The organism is Agromyces zhanjiangensis (genome assembly GCF_040496055.1).
Lineage (GTDB): Bacteria > Actinomycetota > Actinomycetes > Actinomycetales > Microbacteriaceae > Agromyces > Agromyces zhanjiangensis.
On record NZ_JBEPKB010000002.1, the window covers coordinates 568,023 to 592,402 of the forward strand.

Here is a 24,380-nt window from a genome sequence, read left to right on the forward strand (position 1 = left end):
GATCAGCCATCCGTCACCCATTCCCGCTTCCGCGAGAAGCGGTCGAGCCGGCCCTCCTCGTCGAGGGCTTCGACCTCGGCGAGGAACTGCTCGCCGAAGCTGGTGATCTCGCCGAACGTCCCGACCGGGACCACGGACGTGACGACGGCGTCGTCGAAGCAGTGCACGAGCGAGAACGACCTGCCGCCGTCGATGCCGACGAGGTGGCGCGCGGGCGCGGAGAGGTCCATCGTGTAGGCGAGCGAACCGGCCACGGAGACGGGGATCCCGGCGAACGTGCCCTGGGTCGGGTAGTGCAGGTGCCCTCCGAGGATGGCGCGGACGTCGCGATCCCTCAGGACTTCGGCGAACTCGTCCTGCCGCCTGAGCTCGAGGACGTCCATCAGGGCCAGGGGCGTCGCGATGGGGGCGTGGTGCAGCGCGACGATCGTCCCGTTCGGCGCGGGCTCGGCCAGCACGGCGTCCAGCCAGTCCAGCGTCTCGGCTTCGAGGATGCCGTGGTGGTACCCGGGCACGCTCGAATCCACCGCGACGATGCGCAGGCCATCGAGGTCGATCACCTGGTTGACGGGGCTCTCGTCGCCGCTGTCGTCGTCGAGGAGCACGCGCCGGAAGGGCGCCCGCTCGTCGTGGTTTCCCATCACCCAGATCACCCGAGCGCCGGTCGCCGCGGCGACGGGGTCGAGCGCGGCACGGACGCGATGGTAGGCGTCCTCCTCGCCGAGATCGGCGATGTCTCCGCTGACGAGGATCGCGTCGAGTCCGCCCGCCATTCGGGCGATCTGCTCAGATGCGTGTTCGAGTTGGGTGACGGTGTCGGCGCGACCGCCGAGTCGGGCACCGCCCTCGAGGAGGTGCGTGTCGCTGAGGTGCGCGATCACGTGACGTGCCGCGGGGTACCTGCCGAGCCGAGGATGATCCATGTCTGCCTCCGCCGCCAGCCTAGAACCACCGTCCACGTGAAGCCGAGCCTCAATCGGGGGGTCGCCGAACCCAGCCCTCGTCGGATCGGGCCGCGAGGCCCGTGGCGTCCAGGGCCCCGAGCGCGCCCATGACGGCGCCGGACCCCATCCCGGTGGATCGCACGAGCTCGTCGATGGTGCGCCGGCGGCGCACCCCGAGCGCATCCAGCACGCGTCGTTCCTCCGAGGTGAGCCCGTCGAGGACGTGCTGACGTGCCGGCGCGCCGACCCGACGCGTTCCGTCCCCGTCGCGCCCGCCGCCGTCGACCGTGACGAGTTCCGCCATCTGCGCGGCATCCGTGACGCAGACCGCGTCGAACTCGCGGAGCAGGCGGTGACATCCGGCCGACGCCGGGCTCGTGACCGCCCCCGGCACCGCCCCCAGCGGACGCCCGAGCGTCGCCGCGTGACCGGCGGTGTTGAGCGACCCGGATCGCATGCCCGCCTCGAGCACGACCGTCGCGCCGGCCGCGGCGGCGATCAACCTGTTGCGTTGGAGGAAGCGCCAGCGCGTCGGTGCCGCGCCGCACGGCAGCTCGGAGACCACCGCGCCCGTGTCGGCGATGCGGCCGAGCAGCGTCTCGTGACCGGCCGGGTAGTAGCGGTCGACGCCCCCGGCCAGGAATGCCACAGTGGTGCCGCCCGCGGCGAGCGCCGCCCGATGCGCCGTGCCGTCGATGCCGTACGCGCCGCCGGAGACGACGGCGAACCCGCGGTCGACGAGCCCGGCGGAGGACTCGATGGCGACATGCTCGCCGTATCCGGTCGCGGCGCGTGCGCCGACGAGGGCGATGGACGGCGACTCGGAGAGCGCGGCCGGACGTCCGCGGACCCACAGTGCGAGCGGCGCGTGCGCGCCGAGGTCGTCGACCCGGTCCGGCCACGCGTCGTCGTCGGGGAGCAGCAGGTGCGCGCGCACGCGCGCGGCCTGCGCGATCGATCGGGCGAACGCGGCCGCGTCGAGCCTGGGGAGCCACCGCGCGAGTCCGGCGGAGAGTTCACGGGGACTCGGGACATCGACCCCGCCGGGCGCGCGAGCCGCGACCTCCTCGGCCAGCTCGGGCCCTGGCCGAACGGCGAGGAGCCCGGTCGCGGCCCGGCGGGCGCCGAGCACGCCGACGACCCGGCCGAGCACGCCGTCGCCGGGCTCGGAGAGGTAGCCGAGCAGCGCGGCCGCGACCGCCGCCTCGGGGTCGCTCGACGCGGTCGAGCCCGACCACGCCCTGACCGCGGTCAGCGCGTCGGCGGCGCCGCGCGCGAGGGCGCCGAGCGGATCGCCGCTCATGCCGCGGTCCCCAAGCGCATGGCGAGGGCGCGTCCGACGTGCTCGGCGTCCGGGCGGTCGGCGCCATCGAGATCGGCGATCGTCCAGGCGACCTTGAGCACCCGGTCGTAGCCCCGCATCGTGACGCCGCCGCGCTCGAGCGAGCGATCGAGCGCGCGGGTCGCCGCCGGGCCGGGATGCAGTCCGCCGTCGCCTCGGAGCCATGGCCCGGGCATCTCGGCGTTGGTGCGCCAGGGCGTGCCGGCCAGCCGCCGCGCCGCGGCGTCCCTCGCCTGCACGACGAGCCGGCGCGCCTCCTGCGAGGTCATGGTCGGGGTCGTCCCTGGCTCGCCGACCCGATCCCGCTCCACCTTGAGCCTCGACGGCGTGATCCGGTGCACGGGCAGTCGCAAGTCGACGCGATCGAGCAGGGGCCCGGAGATGCGCGCGAAGTACCGCCGCCTGGTCGCGGGCGGGCACGCGCAGCCCTCCTCCGGCGAGTCCCCGCCGCCGCAGGGGCACGGGTTCGCCGCGAGCACGAGCTGGAATCGGGCGGGGAAGGTGGCGACGGAGTTCGCGCGGTGGATGGTGATCCGGCCCGACTCGAGCGGTTGGCGGAGCGCATCGAGCACGCCGGCGGGGAACTCCGGCGCCTCGTCGAGGAAGAGCACGCCGTGGGATGCGCGCGCGGCGGCGCCCGGGCGGATTCCCCGGCTCCCTCCGCCGACCATGGCCGCAGCGCTCGCGGTGTGATGCGGCGCCTCGAACGGCGGGCGCACCGACAGCGTCTCGCCGATCGGGTGGCCGGCGAGCGAGCGCAGCGAGGCGACCTCGAGCGCCGCCTCCGGCGAGAGGTCGGGAAGGATGCCGGGCAGACGCGACGCGAGCATCGTCTTTCCCGCGCCCGGCGGTCCGGCCAGGAGCAGGTGATGACCGCCGGCCGCCGCGACGAGCAGCGCCTGGCGCGGCTCGTCGCCGCCGACGACGTCGGCGAGGTCTCCATCGGGCGCCATGGCACCCGACGGCGGCTCCGACGCGTCGCCCTCGACGGCCGACCCGCCGACGCTGCCGGTCTCCGCCCCGGGCTCGCCGCCGTGCCGTTCCACCGCCTCGCGGAGGCTCGCCACGGCGACCACCTCGACGCCGGGCACGAGGCGGGCTTCGGCGGCATTCGCGGTCGGCACCATCACCCGCTCGCACCCCGCGCGCGCCGCGGCCAGCACCGCGGGCAGGATCCCATGCGTCGGGCGGAGCCGCCCGTCGAGCCCGAGCTCGCCGAGGTGCACGAATCGGGCGACGGACTCCGCGTCAACCGTGCCCGCCGAAGCCAGGCAGGACAGCGCGATCGCGAGGTCGAAGGCCGAGCCGTGCTTCGGCAACGACGCCGGGGAGAGGTTCACGGTCAACCGCCGCGCGGGGAGCGGACACCCCGCGTTCCCGGCGGCCGAGCGGACGCGCTCACGCGCCTCGCCGAGCGCGGTGTCGGGCAGGCCGATGATGACGAAGGCCGGGAGCTGGCTCGACAGGTCGGCCTCGACCTCGACGACCGACCCGGAGAGCCCCACGAGGGCGATCGCCCTGGTGCGTGCGACGGCCATCAGCCGATGCCCTGGAGGTGCTCGATGATCGCCGGCCCCGACGACGGCGCGTGCACCGCGACGGCGTCGATGCGGATGCGCGCGGCCTGATGGTCGTTCGCCTCGCACCACGCGACGGCGAGGCGACGCAGGCGGGCGAGCTTCATCTCGGTGATCGCCTCGAACGGGTGGCCGAAGGCCGGTCCGGTGCGGGTCTTCACCTCGGCGAAGACGGTGCAGTCGCCGTCGCGCAGCACGAGGTCGAGTTCGCCGTGCGTGCAGCGCCAGTTGCGGTCGATGACGCGCATGCCGCGCGCCTCGAGGTGGTCGGCCGCGACCTGTTCGCCGCGCCGCCCGAGTTCGATGTTGTGGGCCATGGGCCCAGCGTCGCGATCGGGCGGCGACGGCAGGGCGCGTCGAGACGGGTCCGTGGCCGAACCCGTCGACCGGAGGCCGGTGGAGGACGGCTCGCAGCCCGGCTACTCCTCGAGCGCGAGGTCCTTCGGAAGCTCGAACTCGCGCGTGGCGAGCTCCTCCACGTTCACGTCCTTGAAGGTCAGCACGCGCACCGACTTCACGAAGCGGTCGGCTCGGTAGACGTCCCAGACCCAGACGTCCTTCATCGACAGTTCGAAGTAGAAATCGTGCTCGGTGTCGCGGCGCACCAACTCGACCTCGTTCGCGAGATAGAAGCGCCGCTCCGTCTCGACCACGTACTTGAACTGCGTGACGATGTCGCGGTACTCGCGGTACAGCGCGAGCTCCACTTCACGGTCGTAGTCGTCGAACTCGTCCTCATCCATCGTGGATCATCCTACTTCGAGGTCGAACAGCGACGGCGCCGGTTCGGGCGACCGGTCGTGCAGCCAGGTGCGCCGGTGCAGCGCGCTCGGCCCGTGCTCGGCGATCGCGGCGAAGTGCGCGGCGCTCGAGTACCCCTTGTTCTCGTGCCAGTGGTAGAGCGGCGTCTCGTCGTGCGCCCTGCGCATGCCCCGATCACGGTGCACCTTGGCGATGACGGATGCCGCGGACACCGACGCGCAGTCGCGGTCGGCCTTGATGCGCGTGATGACCTGCGCCCGGTGCTCGATGGACTGGCTGAGCCAGTCGTAGTTGCCGTCGAGCACCAGCGGTGCGCCCGCGACCAGCCCGCGGTCGACACCGAGGGCGGCGAACGCCCGCGCGCCGGCGAGGCCGAGGCACGCCATGATGCCGAGGCGATCGATCTCCTCGGCACTCGCCTCGCCGACCGCCGACGCGTGGACCCACGATGCTGCACGCGGCGCGAGCAGTTCGCGCTTCGGCTCGGGCAGGAGCTTCGAGTCGCGCAGGCCCGCCGGCATCCGCTTCACCGTCGTGTCGATCACGACGATCCCGACCGTCACGGGGCCCGCGAGCGCCCCGCGGCCCACCTCGTCGCACGCGAGCACGACGGGGGCTCCCCCGGCCAGGAGGTCGCGCTCCAGCTTCAGCGTCGGCACCCCGGCGGGAGGCACGTCAGCCGGTCCCCTCGTCGACGCCCGCGAACACCTCGGGGTAGTTGTCGAGCCAGGCCCAGTTCGAGATCGGCCAGCTCACCACGACGGCGCGACCGACGACGTTCTCGATCGGCACGAAGCCCTCGAGCGGCGTCCCCGTGTTATAGCGGGAGTCCTTCGAGTTGTAGCGGTTGTCGCCCATGACCCAGAGGGAGTCGTCGGGGACGGTCACGTCGAAGTCGTCGCGCGACACCTTGGTCTCGCCGGGCGGCAGCGCGACGTAGGGCTCGTCGAGCGGCACGCCGTTGACGGTCATCTGGCCGAGCGCGTTGCAGCACACGACGTGGTCGCCCGGGAGGCCGACGACCCGCTTGACGAGGTGGTCGTTGGAGTCGGGCGCGGCGAGTCCGACGAACGCGAGGAAGCCGTCGACGACCGCGACGAGCGGCGGGCGCGCCTCCTCGGAGCGAGCGGGCAGCCACCCGCCCGGGTCCTTGAACACGACGACGTCGCCGTGCTCGATTGGCGTGACCTCGGGCACGAGCTGGTTGACGATGATGCGGTCGTCCTGCATCAGCGTCTCCTCCATCGACTGCGACGGGATGAAGAACGACCGGATCAGGAACGTCTTGATGAGGAACGAGACGAGCACGGCGACCAGGAAGATCACCACCAGGTCACGGAGGAACAGCAGTGTGCTCCGGCGGCGCGAGGACGCCCCGGAGGTGGCGCGTTCGTCGCGCTGCGTACGTGTGTCTTCAGTCATGAAACGGCTCGAGCTCCCCGCCCCAGTCTAGGGGTGAGGAGCTCGAGCGGATGACGCGTTCGGAACGGCGCGCGGGCCGATCAGTTCTCGCGCTTCTCCTTGATCTTCGCCTTCTTGCCGCGGAGCTCGCGCAGGTAGTAGAGCTTGGCGCGACGGACGTCACCGCGGGTGACGACCTCGATGTGGTCGATCACCGGCGAGTGGACCGGGAACTTGCGCTCGACGCCCACCTGGAAGCTGATCTTGCGGACGGTGAAGGTCTCGCGCACGCCCTCGCCCGAGCGGCCGATGACGACGCCCTGGAAGACCTGGATGCGCGAACGGGTGCCTTCGACGATGTTGACGTGCACCTTGACGGTGTCGCCCGGGCGGAAGTCCGGGATGTCCGAGCGGAGGCTCGCGGCGTCGACGTGGTCGAGGATGTGCATGATGGTTCGCTCTCTGCGCCCGCCACCGGTCGAACGCGGATCTGATTGGAAGAAGAGTTCGGTGCCGTTCGCGCGATCACTCGCGACGTGCGGGCTCCCCGGAGGCAGAGCCATGCGACGGCACGAACAACCATTCTGCCAGATCGGATGGCTCCCGGCCAAAAGCGCTGAACGGATGCCCCGACCCGACGCGGCGGGGACGGAGGCGGACGCGGGTCAGCCCCGCGGCTCCTCCCAGCGCCGCTCCTCGCGGATCACGATGACCTCGCCGGCGTCGTCGGCCGGCGTCCGCCGCGGGTCGCCGCCGACGCGCTGGGCGGTCGAGCCCTCGGCGACGAGGCGCTCGTACTCGTCCATCGTCGCGCGCACGCGGCGTGCGCCGTCGCGGAGGAGCCGCCAGATCGCGTACCAGAACGCGGCGATGCCGCCGACCATCGCGAGTACGGCGAAGGTGATGCCGGTCGGTCCGTAGAATCCCGCGGCGACGATCAGCAGGTGCCAGGCGCCGAGCACCGCGACATCCGACCAGGCGACCGCCTTCGCCTGGCGCACGTCGGGCCGCGCGGCCACGAGCAGGGCGACGATGCCGAGCATGACGAACGCGACGGGCGTGGCGAACATGAGGCCGAGCACGCCCCACCCGCTCGAGCCGAAGATCGCGTAGCCGAGGAGCAACCAGACCGGCAGCACGATCGCGGCGGCGAACTGCCACCGGTAGAACCCGCGTCGGATGAGCATGCGCCCAGCGTACTTGGGGCCGCTGGGGGCCGGCCGGGTGTTCACTCAGGGCGGAGCCGCCAGAATGGGAGGCGGAGAGGATGAGCGTGATCGAACTGAGGACCCCTGCCGAGATCGAGGAGATGCGTCCCGCGGGCCGCTTCGTGGCGAGCGTGCTGGAGGCGACGTCGAAGGCTGCGGCCGTCGGCGTCAACCTGCTGGAGCTCGACGCGCTCGCGCACGAGATGATCCGGAAGGCCGGCGCGGAGAGCTGCTACATCGACTACCACCCGTCGTTCGGTGCCAGCCCGTTCGGGAAGGTCATCTGCACCTCGGTCAACGACGCCGTGCTGCACGGCCTCCCCCACGACTACCGGTTGCAGGACGGCGACCTGCTGAGCCTCGACTTCGCCGCCTCGGTCGACGGCTGGGTCGCCGACTCGGCGGTGTCGATCGTCGTCGGCACCCCGCGCGACGAGGACCTGCGGCTCATCGACACGACGCAGCGCGCGCTCGACGCGGGCATCGCCGCCGCGCGCCCCGGCAATCGCATCGGCGACATCTCGCGCGCGATCGCCGACGTCGCGAAGGCCGAGGGCCTCTCGATCAACACCGACTTCGGCGGCCACGGCGTCGGCCGCACGATGCACGGCGACCCGCACATCCCGAACAACGGGCGCCCCGGGCGCGGGCTGCCGCTGAAGCCCGGCCTGGTCGTCGCGATCGAGCCGTGGTTCCTGCACCGCACGGACCGCATCTTCACGGACCCCGACGGCTGGACGCTCCGGAGCGTCGACGGCTCGCGCGGGGCGCACTCCGAGCACACGGTCGCCATCACCGACGGCGACCCGATCGTGCTGACCCGGCGGGGCTGAGCCCGCCGGAAGAGCCGCCCTACGCGACCGGGCTCGGCGCCCCGACCCCGGCGCGGTCGAGGACGAGCTCGACGATTCCCGGCGGTGGTGCGGCATCCGCGCGCAGCAGGGGCGCCGCGGTCACGTCGGCGCCGGCCGACGCCGCGAGGTCGTGGAAGTGGCCGGGCGCGAGCAGGTACGTCGCCGCCACGATGCGCGAGAGCGGGTGGGTGGCACGGGCGAAGCCGACGGATTCCGCGAGCGTCGGCCGCGCAGCGGAGAGGAACCCGATCGTCACGAGCCGGCCGAGGCGTTCGCCGAGCCTGCGGGCGACGGCACGGCAGTCCTCGACCGCCCGGGCATCGCTCGACCCCGCGGCCGCGAGCACGACGCGGTCGCCGGGCGCCAGCCCCGCCTCGCGGAGACGCTCGACGAGCACGTCGACGAGCCGCTCATCGGGCCCGAGCGCGCCGGCGAGACCGGTGCGACGTCCGTGGGCCGCCTCTGCGAGGTCGACGTGCACGTGGTAGCCGGCGGAGAGCAGGAGCGGGACGACCGTCACGTCGGCGTCGTCGCCGACGGCCTCGAGCACGGTGGCCACGTCGGGCTCCTGGACGTCGACGAACGCGTCGATCACGTCGCAGCCGACGGGCGCCGATGCGCGCACCTCGGCGACGAGCGCCGCGACCGCGGCACGGCCCGCCCGAGACGACGTGCCATGCGATGCCGCGATGACCGTCGCGCGCCTCACGCGTCGACCTCCACCTCGAGCATCCCGCCGATGACGCGCGTGCGGAACGTGCGCAGTCCGAGGGCCGGGTCGGTGAAGCACTCCCCCGTGCCGAGGTCGTAGACCTCCTTGTGCAACGGCGACGCGATGGTGGGCCGCTCGGCGCGCGAGCCCACGATGCCACGTGCCATGACCGGTGCTCCAGTGTGCGGGTCGTGGTGGTCCACGGCGTACACCTCCTCGTCATCGACCCTGACGAGGGCGACGAGCCGCGACCCGATGAGCGCCACCTCGCCCCAACCGGGCTCGAGGTCGGCGATCCCGCAGGCGCGGATCCACCGGGTCGTGAGTTCGATCGTCGACGTCATCTGGGGTCCTCCTCGTCGTCGCCACCGACGCTACGGATCGGATGTTTCCCCGACCCCGCCATTGGTGTTTCACCGGGGTGAAACCGCCCTCACATGACGCGCGGCGTCATGCAAGGTCCCCGAGCGCTTGTGTTACGGCTCCGAAACAGGGGCGAAACCGCGCCGCCGTACGCTCACCGTCAACCCAGGACCGGAGGAGCCATGAACGACACCGAGATCGACGCCGTCGCCCCGCGCGACGTCCTCGTCGTCGGCGGCGGGCCCGCCGCCCACCGACTGGCCGACAGCCTGCACGCCCGCGACGGCGGCCGCACGCTCCGCCTGACCGTCGTCGCCGACGAGGTGCACGCCCCGTACGACCGGGTCGCGCTCAGCACCCGCCTGGCCGACACCACCGCCGACCTCGCGCTGCCCGCCACGCCGTGGTCCGAGGGCTCCGTGCGCCTCATCACGGGCGAGCACGTCGCCGAGGTGGATGCCGCGGCCGGCGTCGCGACGACGGCGAACGGGGTGGAACTCCGTTTCGACGAACTCGTCCTCGCGACCGGCTCGAGCGCACCCGTGCCGCCGATCCCGGGCAGCGAGCACATCCGCGTCTACCGCACGATCGACGACGTCGACTCCCTCGTGGCGGAGACGCGCGAGCTCTCCGCGCGCCTCGGCCGCGCCCCACGCGTGGTCGTCGCGGGCGGCGGCCTGCTCGGCCTCGAGGCCGCGGGCGGCCTCGCGAAGCTCGGTGCGGACGCCGCGATCGTGCACTCCGGATCCTGGCTGATGTCGGCGCAGCTCGACGAGGGCGCCGGGCGCGCCCTCGGGCGCATCATCGCCGGCCAGGGCATCGACCTGCACCTCGGGGTCCGCCCCGCGAAGGTGCTCACGGGCAGCGGCGGCGTCGTGGGGGTGGAGCTCACCGACGACCGCCGCGTCGACGCCGACCTCGTCGTGTTCGCGATCGGGATCACGCCGCGCGACGAGCTGGCTCGGGCGATGGGGCTCGAGCTGGGGCCGCGCGGGGGGGTCGCGATCGACACGGGCTGCGCGGCATCCGCCCCGCACGTCTGGGCGATCGGCGAGGTCGCGAGCTTTGAGGGCCGCTGCACCGGCCTCGTCGCCCCGGCGAACGCGATGGCCGAGGTCGTCGCCGACCGGCTGCTGGGCGGCGCAGCCGAGTTCACGACGGTCGACGACGCGACGAAGCTGAAGCTCGCGGGCGTCGACGTCGCGAGCTTCGGCGACGCGCTCGCCAGGACCGATCAGGCCCTCGAGATCGTCTACGCCGACCCCGCGCGCGGCATGTACCAGAAGCTCGTCATGACCGACGACGCGAAGACGCTGCTCGGCGGCATCTTCGTCGGCGACGCCTCGCCGTACGCGTCGCTGCGGCCGCTGCTCGGCACCGAGCTGTCGGGCGAGCCCGCGGCCTACCTGTCGGCGTCGGGCATGGAGGCGCCCGCGGGCGACGAGCTCCCGGCATCCGCCCTGGTCTGCGCCTGCAACAACGTCGCGGCCGGCACGATCCGCGACGCGGTGAACGGGCCGCACGGCGAGCACGCCGAGGGCTGCGCCGAGCTCGGGCCGCTCAAGGCCTGCACGCGCGCGGGCACCCAGTGCGGGTCGTGCGTGCCGCTCGTGAAGAAGCTGCTCGAAGCCGAGCTGAAGAAATCGGGCAAGACGGTCTCGCGCGCGCTCTGCGAGCACTTCCCGATCTCGCGGCAGGAGATCTTCGAGTCCGTCAGGGTGCTCGAGCTGACCTCGTTCGAGGAGATCATCGGCCGGCTGGGCACGGGGCGGGGCTGCGACGTGTGCAAGCCGGTGGTCGCCTCGGTGCTCGCCGCCCAGCACGGCTCGTACATCCTCGACGGCGGCCGCGGCGGCCTCCAGGACACGAACGACCGCGCCATGGCGAACATGCAGAAGGACGGCACGTACTCGGTCGTGCCGCGCATCCCGGCGGGCGAGATCACGCCGCAGAAGCTCGCCGTGATCGCGCAGGTCGCCACCGACTTCGGGCTGTACACGAAGATCACCGGCGGCCAGCGCATCGACCTGTTCGGGGCCCGGCTCGACCAGCTCCCCGACATCTGGAAGCGGCTCATCGACGCCGGCTTCGAGTCGGGCCAGGCGTACGGCAAGGCGCTCAGGAACGTGAAGAGCTGCGTCGGCTCGACCTGGTGCCGCTACGGCGTGCAGGACTCGGTCGCGATGGCGATCCGCCTCGAGCTCCGCTACCGGGGGCTGCGGTCGCCGCACAAACTGAAGTTCGGCGTCTCGGGCTGCGCGCGCGAATGCGCGGAGGCGCGAGGCAAGGACGTCGGCGTGATCGCCACCGACCAGGGCTGGAACCTCTACGTCGGCGGGAACGGCGGGTTCCAGCCCACGCACGCGCAGTTGCTCGCGAGCGACCTCGACGACGAGACCCTCATCCGCTACGTCGACCGCTACATGATGTACTACATCCGCACCGCCGACCGCCTGCAGCGCACGGCCCGGTGGATCGAGGACATCGAAGGCGGCCTCGACCACGTCCGCGACGTGGTCGTGCACGATTCGCTCGGCCTCGCCGACGAACTCGAGGCGGCGATGGCGACGCACGTCGACACGTACGAGGACGAGTGGGCGGCCACCCTCGCCGACCCCGAGCGGCTCCGCCGCTTCCGACCGTTCGTGAACGCCCCCGACCCCGACGACGCCGCAGGCGCGGCCGTCTCGGCGCTCGCCCGCGTCGAGGAGCGCGGCCAGCTCCGGCCGGCCCGGCCCGACGAGATCGCCCGCGGCGAGGCCGTGCTCGTCGCCGGACCCACCATCCCGGTCAGGGGGGCCGACGCGTGACCGGGCGCGTGACGCTCGTCGGCGGCGGTCCCGGGCGCGAGGAGCTCCTCACCGTCGCGGCCGTCCGAGCGCTCGGCTCGGCGGACGTCGTGCTGTACGACCGGCTCGCGCCGCACGCACGCCTCGCCGAGCTCGCGCCCGACGCCGAGCTCGTCGACGTCGGCAAGCAGCCCGGCCATCACGCCATGCCGCAGGAGGAGATCGAGGCCCTCCTCGTCGCGCACGCGCTCGCGGGCCGCCACGCCGTCCGCCTGAAGGGCGGCGACCCCTACGTCTTCGGGCGCGGCGGCGAGGAGGTCCTCGCGTGCCACCGGGCCGGCGTGCCCGTCGAGGTCCTCCCGGGCGTGACGAGCGCCGTCGCCGTGCCCGGCGCCGCCGGCATCCCCCTCACGCATCGCGGCATCAGCCGCCTCTTCACCGTGGTGTCCGGGCACGCGCCGCTCAGCGACGACGAGCTCCGCCACCTCGCCGGTCTCGGCGGAACGATCGTCGTGCTCATGGGGGTGGGCACGCTCCCGCAGCTCGCCGCAGGGCTCGCCCGCCACGGCATGGCGGGATCGATGCCGGTCGCGATCATCGAGCGCGGCTTCCGCTGCGACCAGCGCACGACGGTCGCCGACCTCGCCGGCATCGTCCCGGCGGCGGGGCTCGCGGGTGTCGCCTCCCCCGCGGTGATCGTGGTCGGCGAGGTGGTGCGGCTCGCGCACGACGGCGACCGCACCGCCGCCGAGCTCATGGAACGCGCGGCCGGATTCGCAGGGGCGGCCGCATGACGGACCACGTCGAGGCGACGATCGGGTTCCGGCCCGACCAGCTCGAGGGGTTCCGGATCGGCGTCACGAGCGACCGCCGATCCGCGGACCTCATCGACGCGTTCGTGCGTCGCGGCGCCCAAGTGGTGCACGCGCCGACCATCCGCATGGCGAACGCCAGCTCCGACGAGCCCGTGATCGCCGACACGCGCGCGATCATCGAGGCCCGGCCCGACGTGCTCCTCGCGACGACGGCGTACGGCGTCCGACGCTGGTTCGAGGTGGCGGATGCCGCGGGGCTCGGCGACGACCTGCTGTACGCGCTCGGGCGCACCGCGATCCTGGTCCGCGGCCCGAAGGCGCGCGGCGGCATCCGCGCGGCCGGCCTCGACGACGTCGGCATGAGCGCCGAGGAGACCACCGAGTCGCTCATCGACGAAGTGCTCGCGACGCGTCCGCCGGGCCTCACCGTCGCGGTGCAGCTGCACGGGTACCTGCCCCCCGACGCCCTCGACCGACTGCGCGACGCGCACGACCGGGTCCTCACCGTCGAGCCGTACCGCTGGATCGATCCCGACCTCACCGACGAGCGCGTGGACCGACTCATCGAGGCCGCATGCACGGGCGGCCTCGACTGCATCACGTTCACGAGCGCGCCGGCCGTGCACGCACTGCTCATGGCCGCCGAGGCCCGCGGCAGGTACGACGACCTCGTCGACGCGATGCGCGGGCCGGTGGTCGCGGCGACGGTCGGGCCCGTGACCTCCGCGCCGCTCGTCGCGGCCGGGATCCACCCGCTCCAGCCGGACCGGTACCGTATGGGCGCCATGATCCGCCAGGTGTGCGAGCACCTCGAGGAGGAGCGGGTCCTCCGGCTCGAGACGCAGCACGGACCGCTCGCGCTGCGGGGCTCGGTCGTCGAGGTGCGCGGACGCCGCGTGGCGCTGCCGCCCGTCGCGCTCTCGATCCTCCGTTCGCTCGTCCGGGCCCGCGGGTCCGTCGTCGCACGCGAGCGCCTCGCCGCCGGAATGCCGGGTGGCGCCGACGAGCGTGCGCTGGAGGTCGCCCTGAGCCGCCTGCGGCAGACCCTCGGCGTGCCCGGCCTCATCTCGACCGTGGTCAAGCGCGGGTACCGGATCGACGTCTGACCATGACCTCACATCGACCTCGGGGATGGGTGAGCAGGTGGGAACACGAAGTTCACCACCCGCGCCGGTCGGGGAAACACGCCGCGGATAGCGTCGCCTCACCAGCTCGACGAGAGCCCGACTTCCACCGGAGGCAACGATGACCGAGACCCTGTCCGCCACCACGGCAGCGGCCCCCGCCGCCGTCACCGCGCCCGGCGCGCCGCCCGCGGTCGCGGGTGCCCTCACCCGCCGTCCCGGCCGTTGGATCGACGGCTGGGACCCCGAGAACCACGTCCAGTGGGAGGGAGAGGGCCGGCGCATCGCCGCCCGCAACCTCCGTTGGTCGATCTTCGCCGAGTTCCTCGGCTTCGTCGTCTGGCAGCTCTGGTCGATCGTGGTCGTCTCGCTCCCGGCCGCCGGGTTCGCGTTCGAGACGGGCCAGGTGTTCTGGCTCATCTCGATCCCCGCGCTCGTCGGGGCGACGCTCCGCATCCCGTACACGTTCATGGTCCCGCGCTTCGGGGGCCGCAACTGGACGATCGTCTCGGCGGGCCTGCTGCTCATCCCGGCGATCGGCCTCGCGATCGCGGTGTCGAACCCTGAGACGCCCTTCGGCGTCATGCTCGCGATCGCCGCGCTCGCCGGCTTCGGCGGCGGCAACTTCGCGAGCTCGATGGCGAACATCACCTACTTCTATCCCCAGCGCGAGAAGGGCTGGGCGCTCGGCCTGAACGCCGCAGGCGGCAACCTGGGCGCGTCGGTCGCGCAGTTCGTGGTGCCGATCGCGATCACGATCGGTGCGGCGGTCACGCTGAACCTCCCGCTCGCGGGATGGATCTGGGTGCCGTTCATCCTCATCGCGATGGTCGGGGCGGCGCTCCGCATGGACAACCTCTCGAACGCGAAGGCGGATGTCGCGGCCTCGCTCGCCGCGCTGAAGGAGCCGCACCTGTGGATCCTCGCCGTGCTCTACATCGGCACGTTCGGCTCGTTCATCGGGTTCGCGGGCGTCTTCCCGAAGCTCATCGCCGACCAGTTCCCCGACTTCTCCGCCTTCCACGTCGGGTCGGCGACCCTGTCGCTCGCGTTCATGGGCGCGCTCGTCGGCTCGCTCGCCCGCCCCTACGGCGGTCGTCTCGCCGACCGCTTCGGCGGCACGCAGATCACGATTGCGGCCTTCGCCGTGATGGCGCTCGGCGCGCTCGCGGTGGTGTGGACGCTCCCGAGCGGGAACTTCTGGCTCTTCCTCAGCCTGTTCCTGGTGCTGTTCACGGCCTCGGGTGTGGGCAACGGCTCGACCTACCGGATGATCCCGACCGTGTTCGCCCTCCGTGCCGGCGCGCACAACGCGCACGAGTCGGCCGGCGACGTGAGCTCGCAGCGGAAGGCGGCCGCCGCGCTCGGCATCATCTCGTCGGTCGGCGCGTACGGCGGGTTCGTGATCCCGCAGCTGCTCGGCTTCTCGAAGACCACGTACGGCGACTACACGACGGGGCTCGGCTGGTTCGTGTGGGCGTACGCGGTGATGCTCCTCATCACCGCGGGCGTCTACCTGACGCTCGCCAAGCGCTCGGGACACCGCATCTGACCGGGGCGGGTCGGGCGACCTCACCGCCCGACCCGCTCCCGCACCCCATCGACGAACTCCGGAGGACGACATGGCAGCCGACACCCACTGCCCGTACTGCGCCCTCCAGTGCGCGATGACGCTGACCCCGACGGATGCCGCGGCCGCGCCGGATGCCGCCCCGGCGGCGCCGGTGACGGTGGCCGGTCGCGACTTCCCCGCCAACCGCGGCGGGCTCTGCAAGAAGGGCTGGACCTCCGCCGAGCTCCTCGCCTCCCCGTCCCGGCTGACCGCGCCCCTCGTGCGCGCCGCCGACGGCTCGCTCCAGGAGACCACGTGGGATGCGGCCCTCGACCTCGTGGCCGACCGGCTCCGCGGCATCCGCTCGCAGCACGGCGCCGACGCCGTCGGCGTCTTCGGCGGCGGCGGGCTGACGAACGAGAAGGCCTACCTCCTCGGCAAGTTCGCGCGCCTCGCGCTCGGCACGAGCCGCATCGACTACAACGGCCGCTACTGCATGTCGTCGGCCGCCGCGGCGGGCAACCGCGCGTTCGGCATCGACCGCGGGCTGCCGTTCCCCCTCACCGACCTCGACGACGCCGACACGATCCTCCTGCTCGGCACGAACGTCGCCGAGACCATGCCCCCGTTCATCGGCCACCTCGCGGGCGCGCAGGCGGCGGGCGGCCTCGTCGTCGTCGACCCGCGGCGCACGGCGACCGCGCGGCTCACCGACGACGGGCAGGGCCTGCACGTGCAGCCGGCGCCCGGCACCGACCTGGTCCTCCTGCTCGGCCTCGCGCACGTCGTGGTCGCCGAGCGACTCGCCGACGACGCGTACGTGGCCGCGCGCACCACGGGGTTCGCCGCACTCCGGCGGAGCCTCGCCCAGTGGTGGCCCGAGCGCGTGCAGTCGGCGACGGGCGTGCCCGCCACGACGATCCGTGCGATCGCCCGGCGGCTGGCCGCCGGCGGCCGGACCTTCATCCTCACCGGTCGCGGCGTCGAGCAGCACGTCGACGGCACCGACACCGCGACCGCCGCGATCAACCTCGCGCTGCTGCTCGGACTGCCGGGACGCCTCGGCAGCGGCTACGGCACGCTCACCGGCCAGGGCAACGGCCAGGGCGGCCGCGAGCACGGCCAGAAGTGCGACCAGCTCCCCGGCTACCGGAAGATCACCGACCCCGCTGCACGCGACCACGTCGCTCGCGTGTGGGGCGTGGACCCGGCGGAGATCCCCGGGCCCGGGCTGCCGGCGATCGAGCTGCTCGGCTCGCTCGGCCGGCCGGGCGGGGTGCGGGCGCTGCTCGTGCACGGCTCGAACCTCGTGGTGTCCTCCCCGAACGTCGCCGAGGTGCGGCGCGGGATCGAGCGCCTCGACCTCCTCGTCGTGTGCGACTTCGTCCTCTCGGAGACGGCGGCGCTCGCCGACGTCGTGCTGCCCGTGCTGCAGTGGGCCGAGGAGGAGGGGACGATGACGAACCTCGAGGGACGCGTCATCCGTCGTCGCCGGGCGCTCACGCCGCCGGCCGGCGCGCGCGACGAGCTCCGGCTCCTGCACGAGCTCGCGCGGCGGCTCGGCTCGTCCGCGCGCTTCGACACCGACCCGGAGGCGGTGTTCGAGGAGCTGCGCCTCGCGTCAGAGGGCGGCATCGCGGACTACTCGGGGATCGACTACGCCATGCTCGACTCCGGCGCCGAGGCGTACTGGCCGTTCCCGCGCGGCGGCCACGGGACCCCGCGGCTCTTCGCCGAGCGGTTCCACCACGACGACGGCCTCGCCCGCCTGGTCGCCGTCGCCCCCCGCGCGGGCGCCCGCCCGGCGCCGTCGCCCGACGAACTGATCCTCGTGACCGGCCGGCTGCTCGAGCACTACCAGAGCGGCGCGCAGACCCGCCGGGTGCCCGAGCTACTCGGCGCGCAACCCGATGCGCGCGCCGCACTGCACCCGGCGACGGCGGCACGTCTCGGCATCGGCGACGACGAGCCCGTCGAGGTCGCCAACGAACGTGGCACCGTGCGCTGTCGGGCCAGGCTCACCACCGACATCCGCCCCGACGCGGTGTTCCTGCCGTTCCACTACGGCGACGAGCAGGCCGCGAACCTCCTCACCTCGGACGACGTCGACCCGATCTCGTCGATGCCCGAGTTCAAGTCCAACCTCGTGCGCGTCACGCGCCTCGTCGAAGCGGGAGCCGGATCATGACCCCTCTGCGGATCGTCCTCATCGGCTACGGCCCGGTCGGCGCGCGCTTCGTCGAGGAGCTGCTGCCCGACGTCCGCTCGGGCGCCGTCGCGCTCACCGTCGTCGCGGGCGAACCCGTCGAGGCCTACAACCGCGTCCTCGTCGCCGAGTACGCCGTCGGCAACGCCGACCTCGACGCGATGCTCGTCGGCGACCGGGAGGCCGCGGAGGCGTCGGGCGCCGCCGTCCTCCTCGGCGTACGGGCGACGCGGATCGACCGCGACGCCCACCTGGTCCACCTGTCGACGGGCGAGGCGCTCCCGTACGACCGGCTCGTGCTCGCCACCGGGTCGCGCGCGAACGTGCCGACCCTCGACGGGGTCGACCGTCCGCGGCGCGACCTCGCCGACCTCGAGCGCCACCCGTCCACGCTCGTCGCACGCGACGACGAGCTGCCGGCGGGCGTCACCGCGCTCCGCGACCTCGAGGATGCCGAGCGCGTGCTCGCCGCGGTGCGCGGACGCCGACGCATCGTCGTGCTCGGCGCCGGCGTGCTCGGCCTCGAGCTGGCGCTCGCCGCGGCCCACGCCGGCGCGCAGGTGTGCGTCGTGCACCACGGGCCGCACCCCATGCCGCGCAACCTCGACCGCGGTGCCGGGCACGTGCTGCGCTCGGCACTCCGACGCACGGGGATCACCGTCATCGCGCACAGTCGCGCCGAGGCGATCGGGTTCCGCACCGACGCCGACGGCACGCGGCGCTTCGACATGCTCGTCACGGCCGACGGCAAGCAGGTCCGCGGCGACCTCCTCGTGCTCTCGTGCGGCGTGAGCCCGCGGAACGAGCTCGCGACGCTCGCCGGGCTCCGCACCGCCGTGGGCGTCGTCGTCGGGCCCGACCTCCGCAGCTGGAGCGACCCGGACGTCTTCGCGATCGGCGACTGCGCGCAGGTCGTCGAACGGACCGACGAGACCGTCGGCCGACGCATCCTGCCCGGCGCGCCGTCCGGGCTCATCGGGCCCGGTTGGCGGCAGGCCGAGCACCTCGCCGCCGCGCTCGCCGCCGAGGCCGGCGACCGCGAGGCCGGAGCGCCGCTCGCACCGGAGCGGGACGCGATCGTCATGCTCAAGGCCGAGCACGTCGACGTCGTCGCCGTGGGCGACGTCTCGGCCGACCCGTGGGACGACGATGCACTCGCACCGCGTCGGCGCGTCGCCCAGTGGGCGGACCCGGAGCACCTCCGCTACGTGAAGATGGTCACCGAGGACGGGATCCTCACGGGCTTCGCGAGCGTCGGCATGCCGCGGACCGCGGCGGAGCTGACGCTGCTGTTCGAACGTCGAGCCGAACTACCGGCGGACCGCTCGATGCTGCTGCGCTTCGACGGGCCCGACGACGACCCGTCGGCGAACGCCGACGCCTTCGCGCCCGAGGCGACCGTGTGCTGGTGCAACGGCGTGACCGTCGGCCGCATCCAGGAGTCCGCGGCGTGCGGCAGCACCACGGTCGAGTGCGTCGGCCGCGACACGCGGGCCGGCACCGGGTGCGGCGGATGCCGCGGGCGCATCGCCGAGGTCCTCGCACGCGCGGCCGAGGCCGACGAGGCGCCGAGCCTCACCGCCTGACGGCCGCGCACGGGAAGGGGCGCGGCGTCCGCGGCGGTTCCGGGCACGCCTCAGGCGTGCTCGCGCTGCTCCTGCTCGATCGCGGTGTACCGGTCGAGCACCAGTTCGACGAGCGCCGGGGGCGGCGGCTCGCCGGGCACGAGCAGCGGGTCGGCGATCGCGTCGCCGCCCGCCGCGACGGCCTGGTCGTAGAACGTGCCGGGGGCGAGCAGGTACGGCCCGACGACGATGCGCGAACCGGGGTGCACCTCGCGGATCATCTCGATCGCATCGGGCAGTCGCGGGATCGCGGCCGCGATGAACCCGACCGTCACCGACCGGCCGAGGCTCTGGCCGAGTCGTCGCGCGGTCTCGAAGCACTCGCGCACGGCGCGAGGGTCGTTCGAGCCCGCCGCCGCGAGGAGGACCGTGTCGCCGTCGCCGAGTCCCGCGGCGAGCAGGCGCTCGGCGAGCACGTCGACGAGGCGTTGGTCGGGCCCGAGCTCGGCGGCCAGGCGCGCCGAACCGCCGATGCGGTCGAGGCCGAGCGAGAGCCCCGTGCGGACGTGGAACCCCGCGCTCAGCACGAGCGGCACGATGACCGCGTCGGGCTCGGCCGCGGCCTCGAGCGCGGCGCCGATGTCGGCGTTGCTCGCGTCGACGAACGTGATCGAGACGTCGAGGTCGGGTCGGGCCGATGCGACGCCGTCGATCAGCCTGATGACCGCCTCGCGGTTGGCCGTCGAGGGCGTCCCATGGGTGACGGCGACGAGGCGGAGCGGCGGACGACGGACCGGCTGTGACACGTCTCCGGCATCGCTCGTCCGACCCATCTCACGCCCGCACCTTCCGGCGGAATCCGGTCTCACCCGCCGATCCGACGGTATTCAGGGCGTGTTTCGCCGAGCACACCCACGTGTTTCCGGCGCGTGAAGAGTCCCTCACGCGGGGACGGCGGGAGCGCCGGGTCAGCGGGCGTCGGACCCGTCCGGCGCGTCGCCGTCGAGCAGCTCGGGACGCACGCGGCGCGTGCGCTCGACCTGCTGCTCGTGGCGCCACTCCGCCACGCGCCCGTGGTGCCCGGACAACAGCACCGGTGGGACCTCGAGCCCGCGCCAGACGGCGGGCTTCGTGTAGCTCGGGTACTCGAGCAGGCCGTCCTCGTGCGACTCCTCGACGAGGCTCTCCGGGTTGCCCACCACACCGGGCACCAGGCGGCCCGCGGCCTCGATCATCGCCATGACCGCGACCTCGCCGCCGTTCAGGACGTAATCGCCGAGGCTGATCGGACGCACACGCATGCGCGTCGAGTAGTGGTCGACGACGCGCTGGTCGATGCCCTCGTAGCGACCGCACGCGAACACCAGGTGCTGCTCGGTCGCGAGCTCGCGGGCCGTCGCCTGCGTGAACGGCTCGCCGGCGGGCGACGGCACCACGAGGAGCGCCTCCGAATGGCCATCGCCGACGATCGAGTCGAGCGCCTCGCCCCACGGCTCGGGCTTCATGACCATGCCCGCGCCACCGCCGTAGGGCGTGTCGTCGACCGTGCGATGGCGGTCGTGGGTGAAGTCGCGGAGGTCGTGGGTGACGACCTCGATGAGGCCCGTCTGCCGCGCCTTGCCGAGCAGCGACAGGTCGAGCACGTCGAAGAACGACGGGAAGATGGTGACGATGTCGATGCGCATCGTCGTCGCCTACGCCGAGTGCGTCTCGTCGGGCGCGTCGGCGTCGGGCGCGTCGGTGACGGGCGCGTCGGCGTCGGGCGCGTCGGTGACGGATGCCTCGGCCTCGACGCCCTCCGCGGGCGCGTCCGCCTCGTCGGAGAGCTCCTCGAACAGCCCGGGCGGGGGCGTGACGGTGAGCGTTCCGGCCTCGACGTCGACCTCGGGCACGAACGCCGCGACGAACGGCACCATGACGTCGCCGCGCTTCGTCTTGACGATCAGGAGGTCCTGCGCGGGCAGGTGGTCGACGTGCGCCACCTGGCCGATGCGCTCGCCGTCGCGGACGACGGCGAGACCGATCAGCTGGTGGTCGTACCAGGCATCGGGCTCGGGCTCCTCGTCGACGGGCTGGTCGACCCACAGGATCGCCTTCACGAGCCCCTCGGCCGCGGTGCGGTCGTCGACGCCCTCGAAGAAGCCGACCGGCTGGCCGTTGTACCAGCGCAGCTCGCGGAACGCGAGCGTGCGGCCGTGCCACGGCGACTCCTCGGGCACCTGCAGCGAGAACACCGCGCCGGGCACGAAGCGCCGCTCGGGGTCGTCGGTGTAGAGCTCGAGCTTGAGGGCGCCCTTCAGGCCGTGCGCCTTCGTCAGCCGGCCGACGCGGAGCTGCTGGGGGCGGGTTGCCGCGGCCACGTCAGTCGTCGGAGTCGACGACGTCGACGCGGACCCGGCGGCCGTCGGCGAGGGCGGCGACGATCGTCCGCATCGCCTTCGCGGTGCGACCGGACCGCCCGATGACGCGGCCGAGGTCCTCGGGGTGCACGTGCACCTCGAGGACCTCGCCGCGTGCGCTCGACGCGGAGACGACCTTCACCTCGTCGGGGTGATCGACGATCCCCTTGACGAGGTGCTCGAGCGCGGAGGTGAGCAAGGCCTACGCCTCGTCCGACGCGGTCTCGTCGGCGGCCTCGGCGGGCTGCTCGGCCTTGGCCGGCTTCTCGGCCTTCGGCTTCACGACCGACTTCTTGGTCGTGTCGACCTCGTACTCGGCCTTCGGGGCGGCGGTCTGGACGGTGTTCTTGGCGTTCTTGTCGCCCTTGAACGTGCCCCAGTCGCCGGTCAGCTTGAGGATGGCGAGCACCTGCTCGGTCGGCTGGGCGCCGACGCCGAGCCAGTACTGCGCGCGCTCCGAGTCGACCTCGATGAACGAGGGGTTCTCGGTCGGGTGGTACTTGCCGATCTCCTCGATCACGCGACCGTCGCGCTTGGTGCGCGAGTCGGCGACGACGATGCGGTAGTACGGGGCACGGATCTTGCCGAGCCGCTTGAGGCGGATCTTGACAGCCACGATTCTCCTGGATGTGTTGTGAGGTAGGCGAACTGACAGCCGTGAGCGTGGGGTGCACACTCGGCGGAAGCTCAAAGGGTGTCCTGCGCGCCGGATAGAGGGTCGGGCGGTACAGAACTCGACTGACCATTCTTGCAGATTCCGCGCGGAAACGAGAATCCTCCGGGTCGCACCCATGCATACGATGGGCCCATGGGCGGCACCCTCGAATCCCTCGACCTCATCGACGGGTCCGCGATCGCCGAGCGCATCACGATGCGCGCGGCCGTCGACGCGATCCGGCGGGCGCTGCTCGGCGGCTTCGACCCCGACGCCGATCCCCCTCGGAGCGTCGTCGACGTGCGCCGGGGCCAGCTCCTGCTCATGCCCTCCGAGCTCGGCGGCTGGGTCGGCCAGAAGCTCGCGACCGTCGCCCCCGCGAACCCGTCCCGGGGGCTCGACCGGATCCGGGCCGTCTACGTCCTCATCGACGCCGAGACGCTCGCCCCGGTCGCCGTGCTGGACGGGACCGAGCTCACGAACCTCCGTACGCCCGCCGTCTCGGCGGCGGCGGCGGACGTCGTGGCCGCGCCCGACGCCGCCTCGCTCGTCGTCTTCGGCACCGGCCCGCAGGGCGTTCGGCACGTCGCGGCGATGCGCGCGATCCGGCCCGTCGAGCGGATCAGGTTCGTCGGCCGCGATGCGGAGAAGGCGCGACGCGCCGCCGCGAGCGTCGCCGGTCCGGGGCTGGACGTCGCGGTCGGCAGCGCCGCGGACGTCGCCGACGCCGACCTCGTGGTGTGCGCCACGACGGCTCGCGAGCCGCTGTTCGACGGCGCCCTCGTGCCGGATCGTGCGACCGTCGTCGCCGTCGGCTCCCACGAGCCGGCGGCGCGCGAACTGCCCGGCGACCTCGTCGGTCGTGCGCACGTGATCGTCGAGTCGGAGCGCGTCGCGCTCGCTGAAGCCGGCGACGTGATCCTCGCCATCGCCGAGGGCCGGCTCTCGCGAGAGTCGCTGGTCCCGTTCTCCCGGCTGTTCGGCGGCCCGCCGGTGCCATCCGATCGCCCACGGGTCGTGAAGACCTGCGGGATGGGGTGGCAGGACCTCGCCGTGGCGCCCCTGGCCCTCGCCGGCGAACGGCGCGGATGATGCGCTGGCGCACCGAGGACTGGCACACGGCGGGCGAGCCCTTCCGCATCGTGCTCGACGCCCCGACGGAGGGCGCGACCGTCGCCGAGCGCCGCGTCGAGGCGATGGACGGGCCCGCCGATGCCCTGCGTCGGTTCCTGTGCCTCGAGCCGCGTGGCCACGACGACATGTACGGCGGCTTCATCACGCCGCCCGACGACGACGGGGCGGACTTCGGGGTGCTGTTCTGGCACAAGGACGGGTTCTCGACCGCGTGCGGCCACGGCACCATGGCGCTGGGCGCCTGGGCCGTCAGGACCGGGCGCGCGGACGCGCCCGACGACGGCGAGGCGGTCGTCACGATCGACGTGCCGAGCGGCCGTGTGCAGGCGCGCGTGCAGCGCAGCGCAGGGCGCACGACCGGCGTGGTGTTCCGGAACGTCCCGTCGCGAGTCCTCGCGACCGGGATCCGCCTTCCGACGAGCCTGGGCGAGGTCGACGTCGACCTCGTGTTCGGCGGCGCCGTGTACGCGACGCTTCCCGCGGCCGCGCTCGGCCTCGAGGTGACGCCGTCGCACACGACCGACCTCATCCGACTCGGCCGGGAGGTCAAGTGGGCGCTCGACGACCACCCCGTCGCGCAGCTCGCCGACGAGCGCCTGTCCGGGGTCTACGGGACGATCCTCGTCGACGACCTCGGACGCACCGAGGACGGGCCGTGGCAGCGCAACGTGACGGTCTTCGCCGACGGCGAGGTGGACCGCAGTCCCTGCGGCTCGGGCACGGCGGCGCGCGTGGCGCTGTTGGCCGAGCGGGGCGAACTCGCCGACGACGAGGTGCTCACGCACGACTCGATCATCGGCACCCGGTTCCTCGGCCGCGTGGCCGGGCGTACCGCCGACGGAGTGGTCCCCGAGGTCACGGGGCAGGCGTACCGGGTCGGCGCGTGCGAGTTCGAACTCGACCCGGACGACCCCCTGGCGGCGGGGTTCAGCCTGCGCTGACCGTCGCCGGCGCCCGCTGTGCTGCGACGCGGCATCC

General features: G+C 73.3%; 25 protein-coding genes. 9 read left to right on the forward strand and 16 right to left on the reverse strand.

Going from position 1 to position 24,380, the window contains the following annotated elements:
• Window positions 1-2: 2 nt before the first annotated feature.
• The 9 genes from ABME02_RS05845 to ABME02_RS05885 all read right to left on the reverse strand — a co-directional run bounded on the left by ABME02_RS05845 (window position 3) and on the right by ABME02_RS05885 (window position 7,213).
• Complete coding sequence (locus ABME02_RS05845; protein ID WP_353814312.1) at window positions 3-923, reverse strand: phosphodiesterase; 921 nt, start codon at window positions 921-923, stop codon at window positions 3-5.
• 49 nt (window positions 924-972) lie between these two features.
• Complete coding sequence (dprA, locus tag ABME02_RS05850; protein WP_353814313.1) at window positions 973-2,247, reverse strand: DNA-processing protein DprA; 1,275 nt, start codon at window positions 2,245-2,247, stop codon at window positions 973-975.
• Window positions 2,244-3,824: a YifB family Mg chelatase-like AAA ATPase gene (locus ABME02_RS05855; RefSeq protein ID WP_353814314.1), complete on the reverse strand. Its 1,581-nt coding sequence runs from the start codon at window positions 3,822-3,824 to the stop codon at window positions 2,244-2,246. The genes dprA and ABME02_RS05855 overlap by 4 nt, the downstream gene beginning before the upstream one ends.
• Window positions 3,824-4,180 (reverse strand): YraN family protein, encoded by a 357-nt coding sequence (locus tag ABME02_RS05860; RefSeq protein ID WP_353814315.1) that lies wholly within the window; start codon window positions 4,178-4,180, stop codon window positions 3,824-3,826. The genes ABME02_RS05855 and ABME02_RS05860 overlap by 1 nt, the downstream gene beginning before the upstream one ends.
• A gap of 102 nt (window positions 4,181-4,282) precedes the next feature.
• Window positions 4,283-4,606, reverse strand: coding sequence for a DUF2469 family protein (locus tag ABME02_RS05865; protein ID WP_155843385.1), 324 nt, complete (start codon window positions 4,604-4,606; stop codon window positions 4,283-4,285).
• 6 nt (window positions 4,607-4,612) lie between these two features.
• The gene (gene rnhB, locus ABME02_RS05870) at window positions 4,613-5,299 is read right to left on the reverse strand and encodes a ribonuclease HII (RefSeq protein ID WP_353814316.1); all 687 of its coding nucleotides are present in this window, start codon (window positions 5,297-5,299) and stop codon (window positions 4,613-4,615) included.
• A 1-nt stretch (window position 5,300) separates the two neighbouring features.
• Window positions 5,301-6,047, reverse strand: a complete 747-nt coding sequence (gene lepB / locus ABME02_RS05875) for a signal peptidase I (protein ID WP_353814317.1) — start codon at window positions 6,045-6,047, stop codon at window positions 5,301-5,303.
• Window positions 6,048-6,127: 80 nt separating this feature from the next.
• Window positions 6,128-6,475: a 50S ribosomal protein L19 gene (rplS, locus tag ABME02_RS05880; protein WP_353814318.1), complete on the reverse strand. Its 348-nt coding sequence runs from the start codon at window positions 6,473-6,475 to the stop codon at window positions 6,128-6,130.
• Window positions 6,476-6,691: 216 nt separating this feature from the next.
• On the reverse strand, window positions 6,692-7,213 hold the full coding sequence (locus tag ABME02_RS05885; RefSeq protein WP_353814319.1) for a hypothetical protein: 522 nt from the start codon (window positions 7,211-7,213) through the stop codon (window positions 6,692-6,694).
• Between the two features lie 86 nt (window positions 7,214-7,299).
• Between ABME02_RS05885 and map the strand changes: the two genes are divergently transcribed.
• Window positions 7,300-8,067, forward strand: coding sequence for a type I methionyl aminopeptidase (gene map / locus ABME02_RS05890; RefSeq protein WP_353814320.1), 768 nt, complete (start codon window positions 7,300-7,302; stop codon window positions 8,065-8,067).
• 19 nt (window positions 8,068-8,086) lie between these two features.
• On the opposite strand, the gene ABME02_RS05895 is transcribed toward map, so the two are convergent.
• Both ABME02_RS05895 and nirD read right to left on the reverse strand, forming a co-directional pair.
• Complete coding sequence (locus tag ABME02_RS05895) at window positions 8,087-8,797, reverse strand: sirohydrochlorin chelatase (RefSeq protein ID WP_353814321.1); 711 nt, start codon at window positions 8,795-8,797, stop codon at window positions 8,087-8,089.
• Window positions 8,794-9,144 carry a nitrite reductase small subunit NirD gene (gene nirD, locus ABME02_RS05900; protein ID WP_353814323.1) on the reverse strand — a complete coding sequence of 117 codons (351 nt, stop codon included), beginning with the start codon at window positions 9,142-9,144 and terminating at the stop codon, window positions 8,794-8,796. The genes ABME02_RS05895 and nirD overlap by 4 nt, the downstream gene beginning before the upstream one ends.
• Window positions 9,145-9,345: 201 nt before the next feature.
• Between nirD and nirB the strand changes: the two genes are divergently transcribed.
• The 6 genes from nirB to ABME02_RS05930 all read left to right on the forward strand — a co-directional run bounded on the left by nirB (window position 9,346) and on the right by ABME02_RS05930 (window position 19,235).
• On the forward strand, window positions 9,346-11,973 hold the full coding sequence (gene nirB / locus ABME02_RS05905) for a nitrite reductase large subunit NirB (RefSeq protein WP_353814324.1): 2,628 nt from the start codon (window positions 9,346-9,348) through the stop codon (window positions 11,971-11,973).
• The gene (gene cobA, locus ABME02_RS05910; RefSeq protein WP_353814325.1) at window positions 11,970-12,746 is read left to right on the forward strand and encodes a uroporphyrinogen-III C-methyltransferase; all 777 of its coding nucleotides are present in this window, start codon (window positions 11,970-11,972) and stop codon (window positions 12,744-12,746) included. Before nirB ends, cobA begins: the two co-directional genes overlap by 4 nt.
• Window positions 12,743-13,873, forward strand: a complete 1,131-nt coding sequence (locus tag ABME02_RS05915) for a uroporphyrinogen-III synthase (RefSeq protein WP_353814326.1) — start codon at window positions 12,743-12,745, stop codon at window positions 13,871-13,873. The genes cobA and ABME02_RS05915 overlap by 4 nt, the downstream gene beginning before the upstream one ends.
• Window positions 13,874-14,012: 139 nt before the next feature.
• Window positions 14,013-15,443, forward strand: a complete 1,431-nt coding sequence (locus tag ABME02_RS05920) for an MFS transporter (RefSeq protein WP_353814327.1) — start codon at window positions 14,013-14,015, stop codon at window positions 15,441-15,443.
• Window positions 15,444-15,513: 70 nt separating this feature from the next.
• Complete coding sequence (locus tag ABME02_RS05925) at window positions 15,514-17,631, forward strand: molybdopterin oxidoreductase family protein (RefSeq protein ID WP_353814328.1); 2,118 nt, start codon at window positions 15,514-15,516, stop codon at window positions 17,629-17,631.
• The gene (locus tag ABME02_RS05930; RefSeq protein WP_353814329.1) at window positions 17,628-19,235 is read left to right on the forward strand and encodes an NAD(P)/FAD-dependent oxidoreductase; all 1,608 of its coding nucleotides are present in this window, start codon (window positions 17,628-17,630) and stop codon (window positions 19,233-19,235) included. Before ABME02_RS05925 ends, ABME02_RS05930 begins: the two co-directional genes overlap by 4 nt.
• 50 nt (window positions 19,236-19,285) lie before the next feature.
• On the opposite strand, the gene ABME02_RS05935 is transcribed toward ABME02_RS05930, so the two are convergent.
• From ABME02_RS05935 to rpsP, 5 genes are all read right to left on the reverse strand, one after another.
• The gene (locus ABME02_RS05935) at window positions 19,286-20,020 is read right to left on the reverse strand and encodes a sirohydrochlorin chelatase (protein WP_353814330.1); all 735 of its coding nucleotides are present in this window, start codon (window positions 20,018-20,020) and stop codon (window positions 19,286-19,288) included.
• Between the two features lie 162 nt (window positions 20,021-20,182).
• The gene (trmD, locus tag ABME02_RS05940) at window positions 20,183-20,899 is read right to left on the reverse strand and encodes a tRNA (guanosine(37)-N1)-methyltransferase TrmD (RefSeq protein WP_353814331.1); all 717 of its coding nucleotides are present in this window, start codon (window positions 20,897-20,899) and stop codon (window positions 20,183-20,185) included.
• A 9-nt stretch (window positions 20,900-20,908) separates the two neighbouring features.
• Window positions 20,909-21,574, reverse strand: coding sequence for a ribosome maturation factor RimM (rimM, locus tag ABME02_RS05945; protein WP_353814332.1), 666 nt, complete (start codon window positions 21,572-21,574; stop codon window positions 20,909-20,911).
• 1 nt (window position 21,575) lies between these two features.
• Window positions 21,576-21,812, reverse strand: a complete 237-nt coding sequence (locus ABME02_RS05950; RefSeq protein ID WP_353814333.1) for an RNA-binding protein — start codon at window positions 21,810-21,812, stop codon at window positions 21,576-21,578.
• Between the two features lie 3 nt (window positions 21,813-21,815).
• Window positions 21,816-22,229 carry a 30S ribosomal protein S16 gene (gene rpsP / locus ABME02_RS05955; RefSeq protein WP_353814334.1) on the reverse strand — a complete coding sequence of 138 codons (414 nt, stop codon included), beginning with the start codon at window positions 22,227-22,229 and terminating at the stop codon, window positions 21,816-21,818.
• Window positions 22,230-22,421: 192 nt separating this feature from the next.
• Here rpsP and ABME02_RS05960 point away from each other — a divergent pair, with 192 nt between their 5' ends.
• Window positions 22,422-23,360, forward strand: a complete 939-nt coding sequence (locus ABME02_RS05960) for an ornithine cyclodeaminase family protein (protein WP_353814335.1) — start codon at window positions 22,422-22,424, stop codon at window positions 23,358-23,360.
• Window positions 23,360-24,343: a proline racemase family protein gene (locus ABME02_RS05965; RefSeq protein WP_353814336.1), complete on the forward strand. Its 984-nt coding sequence runs from the start codon at window positions 23,360-23,362 to the stop codon at window positions 24,341-24,343. The genes ABME02_RS05960 and ABME02_RS05965 overlap by 1 nt, the downstream gene beginning before the upstream one ends.
• Window positions 24,344-24,380: the final 37 nt, after the last annotated feature.

Coding starts and splice junctions, on each gene's coding strand:
- ABME02_RS05845 (WP_353814312.1), bottom strand. CDS start 923: ATGGATCATCCTCGGCTCGGCAGGTACCCCGCGGCACGTCACGTGATC.
- dprA (WP_353814313.1), bottom strand. CDS start 2,247: ATGAGCGGCGATCCGCTCGGCGCCCTCGCGCGCGGCGCCGCCGACGCG.
- ABME02_RS05855 (WP_353814314.1), bottom strand. CDS start 3,824: ATGGCCGTCGCACGCACCAGGGCGATCGCCCTCGTGGGGCTCTCCGGG.
- ABME02_RS05860 (WP_353814315.1), bottom strand. CDS start 4,180: ATGGCCCACAACATCGAACTCGGGCGGCGCGGCGAACAGGTCGCGGCC.
- ABME02_RS05865 (WP_155843385.1), bottom strand. CDS start 4,606: ATGGATGAGGACGAGTTCGACGACTACGACCGTGAAGTGGAGCTCGCG.
- lepB (WP_353814317.1), bottom strand. CDS start 6,047: ATGACTGAAGACACACGTACGCAGCGCGACGAACGCGCCACCTCCGGG.
- rplS (WP_353814318.1), bottom strand. CDS start 6,475: ATGCACATCCTCGACCACGTCGACGCCGCGAGCCTCCGCTCGGACATC.
- ABME02_RS05885 (WP_353814319.1), bottom strand. CDS start 7,213: ATGCTCATCCGACGCGGGTTCTACCGGTGGCAGTTCGCCGCCGCGATC.
- nirD (WP_353814323.1), bottom strand. CDS start 9,144: ATGACGTCGACGATCGAACTCACGACCCGGTGGATCCGCGCCTGCGGG.
- nirB (WP_353814324.1), top strand. CDS start 9,346: ATGAACGACACCGAGATCGACGCCGTCGCCCCGCGCGACGTCCTCGTC.
- ABME02_RS05915 (WP_353814326.1), top strand. CDS start 12,743: ATGACGGACCACGTCGAGGCGACGATCGGGTTCCGGCCCGACCAGCTC.
- ABME02_RS05920 (WP_353814327.1), top strand. CDS start 14,013: ATGACCGAGACCCTGTCCGCCACCACGGCAGCGGCCCCCGCCGCCGTC.
- ABME02_RS05925 (WP_353814328.1), top strand. CDS start 15,514: ATGGCAGCCGACACCCACTGCCCGTACTGCGCCCTCCAGTGCGCGATG.
- ABME02_RS05930 (WP_353814329.1), top strand. CDS start 17,628: ATGACCCCTCTGCGGATCGTCCTCATCGGCTACGGCCCGGTCGGCGCG.
- trmD (WP_353814331.1), bottom strand. CDS start 20,899: ATGCGCATCGACATCGTCACCATCTTCCCGTCGTTCTTCGACGTGCTC.
- ABME02_RS05960 (WP_353814335.1), top strand. CDS start 22,422: ATGGGCGGCACCCTCGAATCCCTCGACCTCATCGACGGGTCCGCGATC.
- ABME02_RS05965 (WP_353814336.1), top strand. CDS start 23,360: ATGCGCTGGCGCACCGAGGACTGGCACACGGCGGGCGAGCCCTTCCGC.